Below are 14198 nucleotides of genomic sequence, written 5' to 3'. Positions count from 1 at the left end.
TGGCCGGCGCGCTGGAACCGCCCCAGGCCTGCTTGAGCTATCGGGACGGCTGCTGGAGGGGTGCCGGGGACGGGACGGGTGTGGCCGTGGCCAGTCGCGCCGTCGCACCCTCGACCTGCCGCACCGTGGTCTCGCCGGGCCGGTGGCCGGGGCCCGCACCGGTGGAGAGCTGGGACCAGGCTCCGAGGGCCAGGGCGACGGCGGCAGCCGTGGCGGCCACCCGACCCGCGCGCCGGACCTTGGCGCGGCGGTCCAGGTCCCGCCACGCCACCCGGACCCAGAGGTCCTCGGGCTGCCACAGATCACCCACGGCGTAAGGGGGCTGGAGCTGCCGCCCCGCAGCCCGCTCCTCGGCCGAGGGCTCCCTGGGAGCGGAGACGCGTATGGCGGACTCGCTGTCCGTGAGGAACCTCAGCCACACGTCGTCGCGGACCGGGGGAACGCCGGGCGGCTCGTGGGGGGTTTCCCGCCCGTCCGGCTCTTCTGTGGTCACGTGCCGTCATCCCCTTTCCGGCCGTCTCCTGATCACTGCGCAGCGCGAGATCAGTATGCCGCCCGGGCACGGGAGTCACCCCTCGTCCGGTCGCGGACAGCGCGTCCGAGACCGACTTGGAACGTGCCGTGAGACGGGAGGGCCCGGCCGCGCTCCCGCCGCACCGCTCAGACCGTGGCCGGCAGGACGTGGTCACCGACCTTGTCGGTGCTCAGGCACAGCGAGCACACGACCGCGTCGTGCGTCCGGCAGGCAGCCACGTCCGGCCGCTCGAACTGCTGCCGGCACACATGACACTCGTAGGCGACGGCGCTGGGGTTGCCGTCCTCGTCCAGCAGCGGCTCGGCGATGCCGTCGTCGGTGCGGCGCAGGTAGTACCGGCCCTTGGTGACGACAGCCATCAGTGGTGTGAGGACGAAGGCGATGACGGCCGCGGCGACGGGGGAGTACGGCTGGAGTGTGTCGCCGAGGGCGTGGAAGTACATGGCGATGGACAGCCCCGATGCGGCGGTGAAGGCCACGACCCCGACGGGGTTGACGGCGTAGAGCATGCCGCGGCGGAACTCGGGGGCGTGCGGGGACAGCTTCAGGACGTACTTGTTGATGCCGATGTCGGTGGCCACGGTGACCACCCAGGCGATCGCGCAGTTCGAGTAGAAGCCCAGGATGCTGTTGAGGAAGCTGAACATGTCGGCCTCCATCAGGGCCAGCGCGAAGCCCAGGTTCACCAGGACGAAGACCATCCGGCCCGGGTAGCGCTTCGTGACCCGGGTGAAGGAGTTGGTCCACGCGAGGGAGCCGGAGTACGCGTTCGTCACGTTGATCTTGATCTGGCTGATGACGACCAGTACCACGGCGAGGGGGACGACGAGCCAGGACGGCATCATCGCGTCGAAGGCGCCCTTGAACTGCTGGATCGGCTCGGGCGCGGCGGAGGCGCCGACCTCGGCGATGATGTACACCGCGAGGAACACGCCGATGGCCTGCTTGAGTGCGCCCAGCACCACCCAGCCCGGGCCGGCCATCACCACGGCCGTCCACCAACTGCGCTTGTTCGCCTCGGTTTTGGGCGGCATGAAGCGCAGGTAGTCGATCTGCTCGCCGATCTGCGCGATCAGCGACAGGCACACGCCCGCACCGAGCAGCACGGAGGCGGTGTCGATGCCGCCGTCCCCGTCGGTGCCCGCGTAGGAGAGGAAGCGGTCGACGGTGCCCGGGTCGGTGGCGACCAGATAGACCAGCGGGCCGACCATCAGCAGCAGCCAGATCGGGGTGGTCCACACCTGGAGCTTGCTCAGCGCCTTCATGCCGTAGATCACCAGGGGGATCACCATCAGCGTGGAGACCAGGTAGCCCAGCCAGAGCGGCAGCCCGAGGCCCAGTTTCAAACCCTGGGCCATGATCGAGCCTTCCAGGGCGAAGAAGATGAAGGTGAAGCTGGCGAAGATGACGCTGGTGAGGACCGAGCCGAAGTAGCCGAAGCCGGAGCCGCGGGTGATCAGGTCCAGGTCGATGTTGTAGCGGGCGCCGTAGTAGGCCAGCGGGAAGCCGGTCACGAAGATGACGACGGCGGCGACGGCGATCGCGAGGAGCGCGTTGCCGGTGCCATGGGCCAGTGCGATGCCTGCCCCGATGGAGAAGTCGGCCATGTAGGCGATGCCGCCGAGCGCGGTCGTCGCCACCACCATCGGGGTCCAGCGCCGGTAACTGCGCGGAGCGAAGCGGAGCGTGTAGTCCTCGAGGGTCTCCTTGACGGCCTGGTCCGTGCCAGGTGCCGCCTGCGGTGCGGGTTCCGGCTCGGCTACTGCGGCCAGTCGTGGCTCGGCACTCATGCCACGCCTCCTTGCTGCGGGTTGGGGACTGACAAGGCAGGCACGGTAGGCAGCGGTCGTTACCCCTAAATACTTCCTGGGTGAAGGGAATGTTTCGGAGGCATCTCACCGTCGACGGCGGCTACGGCACGCCGAGTTCGAAGAGCACGTACCCCGCGTACGACCCGGAGGCCAGCGCGGCTGTGCCGAGGACCGTGACCAGGGACGGCCATCCGAGACGGCTCATCGCGAGGGCGAGAGGGACGAACAGCGGGAAGAGGGGCAGCAGATAGCGCGAGACGTTGCCGAAGATCTGCTGGGTCGTCATCACCATGAGGTACGACAGCACCGTATGGACGACGAGGACGGCCGGCGGGCGCAGACGCAGCAGCAGCACCGTCAGCACCGGCACCGCCAGCACGACGCAGACGCCGATGACGTCCTCGAAGGCCCTGGCGAAGAGATAGTCGAAGTGTCCGACGGGGAGGGATGTCAGCACGTCGAACGTGTGGGCTCCCCAGTCGAACCTGTGGGCCCAGGCGCCGTCCTGGAGTTCGGAGTAGCCGTTGATGTCGCCCATGCGGTAGTTGACCCAGCCGAGGTAGCCGAACAGACCCAGGGGCGCGATCGCCACAGCGGCCAGCGGACGCCGGACCCCGTCCTCGCACCGGCGCAGGGACAGCACCGCCGCGACGGCGAGGGCGGCGACGAGCGCCACGGCGGTGGGCCGGCACAGCCCTGCCGCACAGGTCAGCAGACCGGCCGTGAGCCAGCGCCGGGTCATGACCGCGTGACAGGCCCACGCGGCGAGGGCCGTGTACAGGGATTCCGAGTAGCCCGACCACTCCGTGCCCGAGCCGGGCCAGACCGCCCACAGCCCGGCCGCGACCAGGCCGGCCCGGTGACCGCCGAAACGTTTGGTCACGGTGTGGATGCCGAGCGCGGCGGCGAACGAGGCGATGACGGAGACCGTCATGCCGGCGCCGTACAGGCCGAGTCCGGTGCACTCCGAGACCAGTCTCATCAGCGTCGGGTACAGCGGGAAGAACGCCGCCGAGTTGCCCTCCAGCGTGATCAGGCCCGTCGCCCCCGGGATCGGTTTCAGGGCCGGGTCGTACCCGTGCGCGGCGATCTGCTGGTACCACCAGCCGTCCCAGCTGGCCAGGACGTCCCAGGCGCGCTCGCCGCCGCCGAAGCGCGGGTCCTTCTTCCGGAAGTCGCCCGCGGAGTCCAGCAGGAACATGAAGACGCCGAAGCCGGCCAGCTTCAGCACGCCGTACGTCAGCAGCACGGGCCCGGAGCGCGCGGCGGCGGCGTACAGCCTGCGCCGGAACCGCCGTGCCCTGTCCGGGACTTCGGGCGGTGCGGCTCCGGCGGGCGGACGGCGCAGCTGGACGGTGCTCATGGGGCGGAGGGTCCTGTCGTGCGGCGGGCCGGGAACACCCACGCCCGCAGGAGGAGGAAGCGCAGCAGCGTCGCGGCCAGGTTGGCGGCGACCAGAGCGATGAGCTCGGCTCCGCGGCCGGCCCCGGGCCCGGTGTGGTGGAGCAGGGCGAGCGAACCGCTCGTCAGGGCCAGTCCGATCAGGAAGGCGGCGAGGCCCTTGAGGTGGTGGCGCAGCGCGCCGCCACGGCCCCGCACACCGAAGGTGACCCGCCGGTTGGCCGCCGTGTTGGCGATCGCGCTGGCGAGCAGGGCGAGCGCGTTGGCGGCCTGCGCTCCTGTCGCCGGTCTGAGCACCGTGTACAGCAGCAGATAGCACAGGGTGCTGGCGGCACCGACGGCGGCGAAACGCACCACCTGCCCGGCCAGACCCGAGGGCAGCTCCCCGGCCAGGTCACCGCCGCTGCGGCGCAGCGCGGACAGCGGCAGTCTGCCGCGGGCCAGGGCTCCGCCGATCCTTGCCATGCCCCGCAGATCGGCCAGCGCCGTGGCGAGGATGTGGACCCGGCTGTCGGGGTCGTCCACCCAGTCCACCGGCACCTCGTGGATCCTCAGACCCGCCCGTTCGGCGATGACCAGCAACTCGGTGTCGAAGAACCACTCGCGGTCCTCCACCAGCGGCAGCAGCCGCTCGGCGACGTCCCGCCGCACCGCCTTGAACCCGCACTGCGCGTCGGAGAAGCCCACCGCGAGCGTGCCGCGCAGCAGCCCGTTGTAGCAGCGGGAGATGATCTCCCGCTTCGGCCCGCGCACCACCCGCGAGCCGCGGGCCAGGCGCGTGCCGATGGCGATGTCCGAGTGGCCCGAGATCAGCGGCGCGACCAGCGGCAGCAGCGCCGCGAGGTCGGTGGACTGGTCCACGTCCAGATACGCCAGTACCGGGGCGCGGGAGCGTGACCACGCGGTGTGCAGCGCCCGCCCCCGCCCCTTTTCCGCCAGCCGGATCCAGTCCGTGCCGGGCAGCTCCGCGGCCAGTCGGGCGGCGATCCGCGGCGTCGCGTCGGTGCTGGCGTTGTCGGCGATGGTGATGCGGAAGGCGTAAGGGAAGGTCTCGCCGAGGTGGGCGTGCAGACGCCGGACGCAGGGTTCGAGGTCGTTCTCCTCGTTGTACACCGGAACGACCACGTCCAGGACGGGGTCCGGGTGGTGGGCCGGCAGGGGCGCGCGGCGGGGCAACGCGGATGGTTCGGTTGCCGGGCGGTCGTTCAGGACCGACCGCAATACGGTTCGCATGGCTGTCTCACGGTCTCTTTTCTGGCGTGGGGGCATGCCCGAGCGCCGGTTTCGGGCATGCCGAAGGCGCCCGTGACGGGTGGAGCGTCGAAAAGGTCGGGGCGAGGGTGCCCCTGGTGGGAAGGGCCGCTCAGGCGGCTACTCGGGGTAGACCGATGCGGAGGGCTCTTCGGAGTACGGAGCCGACGGCGGAGCCGTCGCCGGTGCGGAGGAGGGAGGTGGCGCGGGCGCTGTCGGCGTGGCCCGGCTCTCGGAGGCCCTGGTGGTCGGTGCGGGGTCGGCCGGCTCGGTCGTCCTCCCGGACGGGGTGATGCCGCCGGTGGTGGTTGTGGTTGTGGTCGTGGTCGCGGGCAGGGTCGTCTCGGGCAGCTCGGTCGGGGTCGTGCTCGGCGCCGGGGCCGGGCTCGTCGGGGTGCTGTCCGGCGAGGCCGTCGGGCTCGTCACCGGCTGCGGCCGGTGGTCCGCGGGCTGGGCGCGGGTGAACATGCTGGGCAGCAGGGCCAGTCCGACGCTGAGCCCGGCCACCGCCACGGCCGAGCCGCCCGCCTTCCACAGCAACCGCGACCGGCGGCGGGCCCGGATGCCCGCGTGCAGCCGCTGCCGGTGCGCGGGCTCGTAGGGGGTGTGCTGCCGGGTGTCGCGCATCAGCCGCGACAGGTCCCGCTCGAAGTCGTCCATCGGTACTCCTTTCACCCCACGGGCCTGACGGTGTCGGACAGGATCTGGCGGAGCCGGGCGACTCCGCGTGACGCATGGGACCGTGCGGTGCCCACCGGGCACCCCAGGGCCTGGGCGACCTGGGCCTCGGGCAGGTCCTCGTAATAGCGCAGCACCACCGCCGCCCGCTGCTTCGGAGACAGCTGGGCCAGTGCCTCCTCCAGCCGCGAACGTTCCGCCACGGCGGACGACACGTCGCCCGGTTCGGCCCGGTCGGGCAGGTGCTCCACCGGGCGCTCCCCCCACCAGCGCCGCCGCGCCGAGCGGGCCGCCAGCCGCACCAGCACCGTCCGGACATACGCCTCGGGAGCCTGTTCGGCCACCTTCGGCCAGGCGAACCACAGCTTGACCAAGGCCTCCTGCACCAGATCCTCGGCCCGCTGCCGGTCGCCGCCCGTGAGCAGACGCGCGACATGGAGCAGCGCCGACCAACGGGCGGCCGCGAACTCGTCGAAGCCGTCCGCCCGAAACTGCTCCATCCTCACCGTCCTGCGTCTCAGTGGCCCCCTACACCCCTCAAAAGACGCCGGCCCCCGCTCCACGATGCACTCAAGGCCTGTGATCCACCTCACCTCGACGGCTTCGGCTTCCGGGCACGCGGAAGGGGCCCGTGCACAGGCACGGGCCCCTTCCGCGGGCAGGCGCGGGCTTCCCGCGTGCGGTCGCCCTAGGTGCGGTCGCCCTTCGGCTGGGCGGGCTGGTCGGGCGTACCGTGCGGCGGCGGGCTGTGCGGCTGCGGCGACGTCGCCGGCGACACGGGCGAGCCTCCCTGAGCGCCCCGGCCCGTCTCGGGGCGCAGGGCGTTCGGGTCGCCCGACGTCGGCTCGGCGCCCGCGCGCAGCTGGTCCAGCCGCGAGCCCAGCAGCCGGGTCACCGGCAGCCGGTCGGCGTGCGACCGCTCGTACGCCAGCAGTTGCTCGACCTCGTCCCCCGACAGCGACCGCACACGGCTCTCCAGGCCGCCGATCGGCAGATGGTCGTAGTCAGGCAGTGGCAGGGTGCTGCGGGCGGAATCGGCCATGGTTCTCACTTCCCTGTGTACGACGTGCTGTGCGAGCCGGGCGAGGGGTCAGCTTGCTCCCGGGCCGCCGCTGCCGAAGCCGCCGCTGCTGCCCTCGTTCCAGCGCGGGCGTTCCTGTGAGGCGCTGGTCCGGTCGCTCTGATTGCCGTGGGTCTTCAGCTCGTGCGGCGTCAGACGCTCCTCGCTTCTCGGCATCTCGTCCGGCTCGCGGCGCTCCAGCGTCTCGCGGACCGGTCCGCCGTCGGGCAGCCTGGGCTGTTCGTCGGGCCGCGGCGGGCGCCGGCGCTTGTGCCGCAGGCCCAGGATGAAGGCGCCCAGCAGCAGGACCAGGACCACCAGACCCGTCACGACGAACCCGAAGCCGGGGGCGTCGCCGCCCGCGGCCATCTCCATCCATGCGTCAGTCATGGCCCGCGGGTACCCCTGGTCCTCCGTATGAACCCGGGCCCCTGCGCCCGGAGCCCATGACTGGTGGTCCGCCGGAAACACCGGTTTGACCGGCGTCGACCGGGGCTACCCGCGCTGTGTGACTTCGACGACATCCCAGCAGGAGCTGTTCCGGTTCCTGGAGGACCGCTTCGCCTGTGCGCAGGCGTGTACCGAGTGCGCGCGGGCGTGTGCGCTGCGCGCCAGCCTCGTGGATCCCGACGGCACCGAGAATCAGGAACTCGTACGACGCAAGGGCATCATGTGCGCGGAGGTCTGCGACGCGACCTGCCGTGTGCTGTCCGAGCAGAACCAGGTGGACGAAGGCACCATCCGGGTCCAGGTGGAGTGGTGCCGGACCGTGTGCCTGGAGGCCGCCCACGTCTTCGACCGGCAACCGGGAGCGGAGGACTCGGCGGCGGCCTGCCGCGCCTGCGCACGGGCGTGCACGGACTTCCTCGCCACGCTGAACTGACGACGCCATTCCCAATTTCTGAAACACGTTCTACGGTGTGCGCCGACAGGACCGGCCTTGGGAGCCTGGAGGCGCCGTGCACCTCGAATACACGCCCGAGCAGCAGCGGCTGCGCACCGAACTGCGGTCCTACTTCGCCGGACTGGTCCCGGACCAGGCGTACGCCCGGCACGGCGACCCGGCCGTCCGGAAGCGGTTCTACCGCGAGACCATCCGGCGGCTCGGCAGGGACGGCTGGCTCGGCGTGGGCTGGCCGAAGGAGTACGGCGGGCGCGGCCTGACGGCCATGGAGCAGTTCATCTTCTTCGACGAGGCCGCCCAGGCCGGTGTCCCGCTGCCGCTCATGGCGCTGAACACCGTGGGTCCGACGATCATGGCGTACGGCACCGACGAACAGAAGGCGTACTTCCTGCCGAAGATCCTCTCCGGCGAGATCGACTTCGCCATCGGCTACAGCGAGCCCGGCGCCGGCACCGACCTCGCGTCCCTGCGCACCAGGGCGGTACGGGAAGGCGACGAGTACGTCGTCGACGGCCAGAAGATCTGGACGACCAACGGCGACACGGCCGACTGGGTGTGGCTGGCCGTGCGCACCGACCCCGAGGCACCGCCGCACAAGGGCATCACCATGCTCCTGGTGCCGACCTCCGACCCCGGCTACTCCTGCACCCTGATCAACACCCTCGCCTCGCACGACACCACCGCCAGTTACTACGAGAACGTCCGTGTCCCCGTCTCGCGCCGGGTCGGTGCCGAGAACCAGGGCTGGCGGCTGATCACCAACCAGCTCAACCACGAGCGTGTGACCCTGGCCGCTCACGGCACCATGGCGATCCGCGCCCTGCACGACGTGCGGCGCTGGGCGACGGAGACCAAGCTCACCGACGGCCGCCGCGTTGCCGACCTGCCCTGGGTACGCCGCCTCCTGGCCCGCACCCACGTCCGGCTGGAGGCCCTCAAACTCCTCAACCGGCAGATGGTCGGCGCGGTCCAGGACGGCACCCTCACTCCGCAGGACGCCTCCGCGGTCAAGGTCTACGGTTCGGAGGCCCGGCGCGACGCCTACGCCTGGCTCATGGAGATCGTCGCGGCCCCCGGTGCCCTGAAGGAGGGCTCGGCCGGGGCGGTCCTGCACGGCGAACTCGAACGCGGGTACCGCTCGGCGGTCATCTTCACCTTCGGCGGCGGCAACAACGAGATCCAGCGCGAGATCATCTCGTGGATCGGGCTGGGGATGCCGAGGGTTCGGCGCTGACGAGGTGTGATAAGGATTTTTAGTTGGCACAAAAGAGGGATAGCTGGCACCAAGATCACGGGTGTTGTCAGAGATGCCGACGCATCTCCTCGATGCATGTGGCTCGGACCGCGTTCGATCGGTCCCGGGGGTACGGGATTCCGAGGTTCATGCCGCTGTCGGCGCCTGAGTGATTCTTGACGAGTCAATTCGGCGGAGTGCAGCCTGCTCCCCACGGCGACGGGGACAGCTGAGCGCGGGCCCATCGCCCGTGGGCGCCTCAACCGGGTCCGCCCAGCATGATCTTCCACACCCGGGTCGCGACCTGCAGGTTGAGGCGCTCCTCCACGTTCGTGAGGTCATGGCCGCTGATCTCGCGGATGCGCTGGAGCCGGTAGCGAAGGGTGCTGCGGTGGATCGCGAGGGATTCGGCGGTCTCGGCGTAGTTGCCGCCGCAGTCGAAGTACCGGGAGAGGGTCTCCACGAGCGCCGTACGGTGCCGGCCGTCGTAGTCGACGAGCTGTCCGAGCCATTCCTGAACGAACGCCTCCAGCTCCCGGTACTCGTTACCGGGTCCCAGGATGCGGTAGAGGCCCAGATCGTCGAAGAACGTCGTGCCGTATCGACTTCGGGACCGGCGGCGTACCTCCAGGGCACGCAGTGCCTCTTGGTAGCGGCCGGGGATGCCGTCCGGGGTGTCGCAGCGGGCGCTCACCCCGATCGTCCCGTCCGGTTCTCCGGTCTCCCGGGCGAGCGTCTCGTACAAGGCGTGGTCGTGGGGCCTGCCCTCGGCGACCAGGACCACGTGGTCGGAGCGCCGAGTCACCAGCGACGGCATGCCCACGGCCGAGGCCGCCCGGTCCACGGTCCGCGCGAAAGCGTCGTCCGAGACCTGGCTCCTCCACTGCACGACGACCACGTACTGGATGCGGTGCAGGTCGTGTCCGACCGCCTCGGACCGGGCGTAGGCGCTCGCCTCGTCCGTGCCCGCCAGAAGATCGTCAACCAGTTCGCGCCGCAGGCGCAGCTCCACCCCCGCCAGGTGGCGCAGGTGCGACAGTTCCAGGGCGAGTGACGTGGCGGCGTGCTCCAGCGCGAACACGGTGTACTCGTCGGCCTCGTTCCGGGGATCGACCAGGGCCAGGACTCCGAGGACCTCACCGCGGGGGCGTACCAGGGAGATCAGCCGGTCCTTGATCCGCACGGGGCCGCCTCTCCTGGCGACACCCTGGAGCATCTCCTCATGGCGGGCGGGGTCCGGTTCCGGATAGGGGTCGGGTCGGCCGGGACCGGTCCAGGACCGCAGTCGGCCGAAGCGGTCTTCCACCAGCACGGGAAATCCGGTGAGCGCATGCAGTGCGCCGGTGATGGCCTTCTCGCCGCCGCCCGCGGCCGCGACCTCGGCGAGGGCCTCGTGTACGGCCTGCTGATATCCCACCTCGACCACGAGGGAGATCAGCCGCTGCTGGAGGGTTGCCCGTTCTTGTCGCAGTCGGTGCAGCTCCAGCGCGCCTTCCTGTTGGAGGCGGTGCGCGACGGCGACCGACAGGGCCGCGGCGGTGAGGCGTACCAGTGTGACGAGCAGGAAGTGCTGCGCACGGGTGGGCCGGGTGCGAGACGTCACGACGAGGTAGCCGTGCAGTCCGCCGGGTCCGTGCAGGGCCAGGGCCCGGCCCCGTGACCGGCCCGGGACGACCACTGGGCCGTCTCGTCCCGTCAGCTCTCGTACCGTCCGGTCGACGGTTGGCGCATGGTCCGGCCTGCCGTGCGGGCTGGGGACCAACTGGCCGTGCACCTTGAGGTATCCGGCCTCGGCTCGGTACGGGCCGACGGTCGACACGTGGTCCATGGCCAAGCGCAGGATCTCACTCTCGTCCAGGGTGTCGAACAGGGCGCGAGAGACTGCCGGGAGTTTGTGGGATGCCAGGGTGGAAAGGGGCTGGTGGACCCCTCTCCGCGAGATCGTGGGGTGCTGCCCCAGACGGCCCGGCGGAAGACTGCCTTCCCGGTCGGGACAGCGTCGGTGCGCACCCCGGCCCCGGCCGCCGGCCATGGGATTACTCCCTTCCCTGAGCCATCACAGAGGTGACCGCGTCCCTTCCTCTACGCCGTCCCCGACCAACGTACCCGAAATGTCCGGAGTCTGGTCTCGTGCTCGTGGGGGGACGGGCTCCGTTGTTCTTTGACCTGCCGGGTGCAGGCGTACAGCTCCTCGGTTCGCGAGTCTGGGGCGTGCCGGGGGCCGCCGTGCACACCGGCAGGAGGGACTTGGCGATGAGCGAGCAGCCTCGTAGGACCGTGGCCATGTACGAGACGTACCAGGAAGCCGAACGCGCCGTCGACCACCTCTCGGACCAGGGGTTCCCCGTGCAGAGGGTGGCCATCATCGGCCAGGACGTCCGCCTCGTCGAGCAGGTCGTCGGCCGTATGGACTACGCCAGGGCCGCCTTGCACGGAGCGGCGAGCGGGGCCCTCCCGGGTGCGCTGATCGGCTGGCTCTTCGGCCTGGTCGACTGGGTGGACCCGCTCGTGTCCGCCTTGCTCGTCGCCCTCTACGGCCTGATTTTCGGAGCGATCGTGGGCGCGCTGTTCGGCCTGTTGTTGTACGCCCTGCAGGGCGGCCGCCGGGACTTCGCCTCCGTCCGCTCGATGCAGCCCAGCCGGTACGACGTCGTCGTGGACGAAGCGGTCGCCGACGAGGCCGTACGGCTGCTCGGCGGATTGCGGCCCACCGGCGCCGGCGGACGACCCGCCCATACCTGAACGATCCGTGCCGGCGCATGCCGCCGCACCGGGAGGAGTTCCTCATGGCCAAGGCAGTGGGCATCGACCTGGGCACCACGAACTCGGTGATCGCCGTGTGGGAGGGCGGCGAGCCTTCCGTCGTGCCCAACAGCGAGGGCAACCGTACGACACCCTCCGTGGTCGCCTTCACCGACACCGGGGAACGGCTGGTGGGCCAGCTGGCCCGGCGCCAGGCGATCCTCAACCCCAAGGGCACCATCTACTCGGCCAAGCGGTTCATCGGCCGGCATTTCGACGAGATCTCCGACGAGGCCAGGGCGGTGGCGTACGACATCGTCGAGGGCGACGGCGGAGCAGCCCGCTTCAAGGTGCGCGACAAGCTGTACGCGCCTGAGGAGATCAGTGCCCAGGTGCTGCGCAAGCTCGCCGACGACGCTTCCAAGCAGCTGGGGGAGCGGGTCACGGAGGCGGTCATCACGGTGCCCGCCTACTTCAACGACGCCCAGCGCACCGCCACGAAGGACGCCGGGCGGATCGCGGGACTGGAGGTGCTGCGGATCATCAACGAGCCGACCGCGGCTGCCCTCGCGTACGGCATGGACAAGAAGGAGCACGAGACCGTCCTCGTCTTCGACCTGGGCGGCGGCACCTTCGACGTGAGCATCCTCGACGTCGGCGACGGCGTCGTGGAGGTGCGTTCCACGGCGGGTGACAGCCATCTGGGCGGCGACGACTTCGACCGGCGTCTGGTGGATTACCTCGCGGACGACTTCCAGAAGGAGAACGGCATCGACCTGCGCAAGGACCCGCAGGCGCTGCAACGATTGTTCGAAGCGGCGGAGAAGGCCAAGACCGAGCTCAGTTCGGTGACGCAGACGCAGGTCAGCCTGCCGTTCATCACCGCCGACGCCTCGGGCCCCAAGCACCTCACCGACTCCGTCATGCGGTCCACTTTCGAGCAGATCACCGGCGACCTGGTGGAGCGTTGCCTGGAGCCGGTGCAGCAGGCCATGGCCGACGCCAAGGTCGGCGAGAGCGACATCGACGAGGTCATCCTCGTCGGCGGTTCCACCCGCATCCCCGCCGTCCAGGCGCTGGTGCGTCGGCTGACCGGCGGCAAGGAACCCAACATGAGCGTCAACCCCGACGAGGTCGTGGCCCTGGGCGCCGCGATCCAGGCCGGGGTGCTCAAGGGCGAGGTCAAGGACGTCCTGCTGCTCGATGTCACGCCCCTGTCGCTGGGTGTCGAGACGCGCGGCGGCGTGATGACGAAGATCATCGAGCGGAACACCACCATTCCCGTGCGTCGCACCGAGACCTTCTCCACCGCCGAGGACAACCAGCCTGCCGTCGACATCGTCGTCCTCCAGGGCGAGCGCGAGCTGGCCGCCGACAACCGGGTGCTCGGCCGCTTCCAGCTCACCGACATCCGCCCGGCGCCGCGTGGCGAGCCACAGGTCGAGGTCACCTTCGACATCGACGCCAACGGCATTCTCAACGTCAAGGCCCGAGACCGGGACACCGGTAAGGAACAGGGCATCACCATCACCGAGAGCTCCAACCTGGACCGCAGTGAGGTCGAGCGCATGGTCCAGGAGGCTGAGCGCAACCAGGGCCAGGACCAGGCTCTGCGCGAGGCCGTCGACGCCCGCAACGAGCTCGACGCCGTCGCATACCAGGTCGACAAGCGCCTCGCCGAGCTGGGCGACGCCGCACCCGCGCACGAGAAGGCACGCGCCGAGATGCTGGTGTCGGATGCCCGGGCGGCGGTCAAGGAGGAGGCAGGCGTGGAGCGGGCGCGGCCCCTGACCTCTGAACTGCAGCAGGTGCTGTCAGGGCTGTCGGCACATCAGGGCGGCGCCACCACGGGCGGTCCCGACCAGGACACCACCGGGGGCGGCCCGACCGGCGGCGGCCCGAGCGGCGGTGGCGGTGACGACGACGTCATCGATGCCGAGTTCGACAAGGACTGAGGAACCGCCATGCCGATCCACCCCAGGGAATCCGACCCGGCCGTGCCGGACCCGGCCGACCCGGCTCCGGAGGGCGCCGTACGCCCTCCCCGAGGGGATCTTTCGCGCTCGGTCCCGCCGGCCGGGACGGGGCCTGACACGGACGAGGAACCCGGCCCGGACGCGGCTGGCGGCCCCACCCCGTCCGAGGACGAGCACACGGCCGAGCTCAAGGAACTCGAGGACCGCTGGCGGCGCGCGCTCGCCGACCTCGACAACCTCCGCAAGCGCCATGCCAGGGAACTGGAGCGGGAGCGGACGTCCGAGCGGTCCCGCACGGCCGCCGCCTTCCTGCCCGTCCTGGACAACCTCGAACTCGCCCTGACTCATGCCGGATCCGATCCCGGTGCGATCGTGGAGGGCGTCCGGGCGGTCCGCGACCAGGGGGTGAACGTCCTCGAACTGCTCGGTTACCCTCGGCACGCGGAGACCGGCGTCGCCTTCGACCCGGCCCTGCATGAGGTGGTCGGCGTGGTCCAGGACCCCGACGCCCCACCGGGCACGGTCGTCGAGGTGCTCCGCCCGGGCTATGGGGACGGCGAACGCCAGCTCAGGCCCACCGCTGTGACGGTCGCGAAGCGGGAGTGA

The 14198-nt window shown here is 70.7% G+C and carries 14 protein-coding genes; 5 read left to right on the top strand and 9 right to left on the bottom strand.

Features of this window, described 5'->3' with window-relative positions; translation table 11 throughout:
• Positions 1-37: 37 nt before the first annotated feature.
• The 8 genes from AB0F04_RS24190 to AB0F04_RS24155 form a co-directional block, all read right to left on the bottom strand.
• Entirely contained in the window at positions 38-493 is a 456-nt protein-coding gene (locus AB0F04_RS24190) for a hypothetical protein (protein WP_362044421.1), read from the bottom strand.
• Positions 494-660: 167 nt separating this feature from the next.
• The gene (locus tag AB0F04_RS24185; RefSeq protein ID WP_362044419.1) at positions 661-2325 is read right to left on the bottom strand and encodes an allantoin permease; all 1665 of its coding nucleotides are present in this window, start codon (positions 2323-2325) and stop codon (positions 661-663) included.
• 121 nt (positions 2326-2446) lie between these two features.
• Positions 2447-3709, bottom strand: a complete 1263-nt coding sequence (locus AB0F04_RS24180; protein ID WP_362044418.1) for a hypothetical protein — start codon at positions 3707-3709, stop codon at positions 2447-2449.
• Entirely contained in the window at positions 3706-4980 is a 1275-nt protein-coding gene (locus tag AB0F04_RS24175) for a bifunctional glycosyltransferase family 2/GtrA family protein (RefSeq protein ID WP_362044416.1), read from the bottom strand. The genes AB0F04_RS24180 and AB0F04_RS24175 overlap by 4 nt, the downstream gene beginning before the upstream one ends.
• A gap of 138 nt (positions 4981-5118) precedes the next feature.
• Positions 5119-5658 (bottom strand): cellulase, encoded by a 540-nt coding sequence (locus AB0F04_RS24170; RefSeq protein ID WP_362044414.1) that lies wholly within the window; start codon positions 5656-5658, stop codon positions 5119-5121.
• Between the two features lie 11 nt (positions 5659-5669).
• A complete protein-coding gene (locus tag AB0F04_RS24165) occupies positions 5670-6176 on the bottom strand; it encodes a SigE family RNA polymerase sigma factor (protein WP_362044412.1) in 507 nt (168 codons plus the stop codon).
• Positions 6177-6364: 188 nt separating this feature from the next.
• The gene (locus AB0F04_RS24160) at positions 6365-6718 is read right to left on the bottom strand and encodes a hypothetical protein (protein WP_362044410.1); all 354 of its coding nucleotides are present in this window, start codon (positions 6716-6718) and stop codon (positions 6365-6367) included.
• A 48-nt stretch (positions 6719-6766) separates the two neighbouring features.
• Positions 6767-7126, bottom strand: a complete 360-nt coding sequence (locus tag AB0F04_RS24155) for a DUF6479 family protein (protein ID WP_362044408.1) — start codon at positions 7124-7126, stop codon at positions 6767-6769.
• A gap of 118 nt (positions 7127-7244) precedes the next feature.
• Here AB0F04_RS24155 and AB0F04_RS24150 point away from each other — a divergent pair, with 118 nt between their 5' ends.
• Together AB0F04_RS24150 and AB0F04_RS24145 are read left to right on the top strand one after the other, a co-directional pair.
• Entirely contained in the window at positions 7245-7619 is a 375-nt protein-coding gene (locus AB0F04_RS24150; RefSeq protein ID WP_062931270.1) for a ferredoxin, read from the top strand.
• Positions 7620-7695: 76 nt separating this feature from the next.
• Positions 7696-8874 (top strand): acyl-CoA dehydrogenase family protein, encoded by a 1179-nt coding sequence (locus AB0F04_RS24145; RefSeq protein ID WP_362044406.1) that lies wholly within the window; start codon positions 7696-7698, stop codon positions 8872-8874.
• A 259-nt stretch (positions 8875-9133) separates the two neighbouring features.
• On the opposite strand, the gene AB0F04_RS24140 is transcribed toward AB0F04_RS24145, so the two are convergent.
• Positions 9134-10906 (bottom strand): helix-turn-helix domain-containing protein, encoded by a 1773-nt coding sequence (locus AB0F04_RS24140; protein ID WP_362044404.1) that lies wholly within the window; start codon positions 10904-10906, stop codon positions 9134-9136.
• A 221-nt stretch (positions 10907-11127) separates the two neighbouring features.
• Between AB0F04_RS24140 and AB0F04_RS24135 the strand changes: the two genes are divergently transcribed.
• The 3 genes from AB0F04_RS24135 to grpE are packed head-to-tail and all read left to right on the top strand — an operon-like array spanning position 11128 to position 14198.
• A complete protein-coding gene (locus tag AB0F04_RS24135; protein ID WP_362044402.1) occupies positions 11128-11616 on the top strand; it encodes a general stress protein in 489 nt (162 codons plus the stop codon).
• A 44-nt stretch (positions 11617-11660) separates the two neighbouring features.
• Complete coding sequence (gene dnaK / locus AB0F04_RS24130; protein WP_362044400.1) at positions 11661-13571, top strand: molecular chaperone DnaK; 1911 nt, start codon at positions 11661-11663, stop codon at positions 13569-13571.
• A gap of 9 nt (positions 13572-13580) precedes the next feature.
• Positions 13581-14198 carry a nucleotide exchange factor GrpE gene (gene grpE, locus AB0F04_RS24125; RefSeq protein ID WP_362044398.1) on the top strand — a complete coding sequence of 206 codons (618 nt, stop codon included), beginning with the start codon at positions 13581-13583 and terminating at the stop codon, positions 14196-14198.

It is taken from the genome of Streptomyces sp. NPDC029041 (genome assembly GCF_040637515.1).
Taxonomy (GTDB): Bacteria; Actinomycetota; Actinomycetes; order Streptomycetales; family Streptomycetaceae; genus Streptomyces.
Note: the sequence above shows the minus strand (reverse complement) of the source record. Positions and strands in the feature narration are given on the sequence as shown.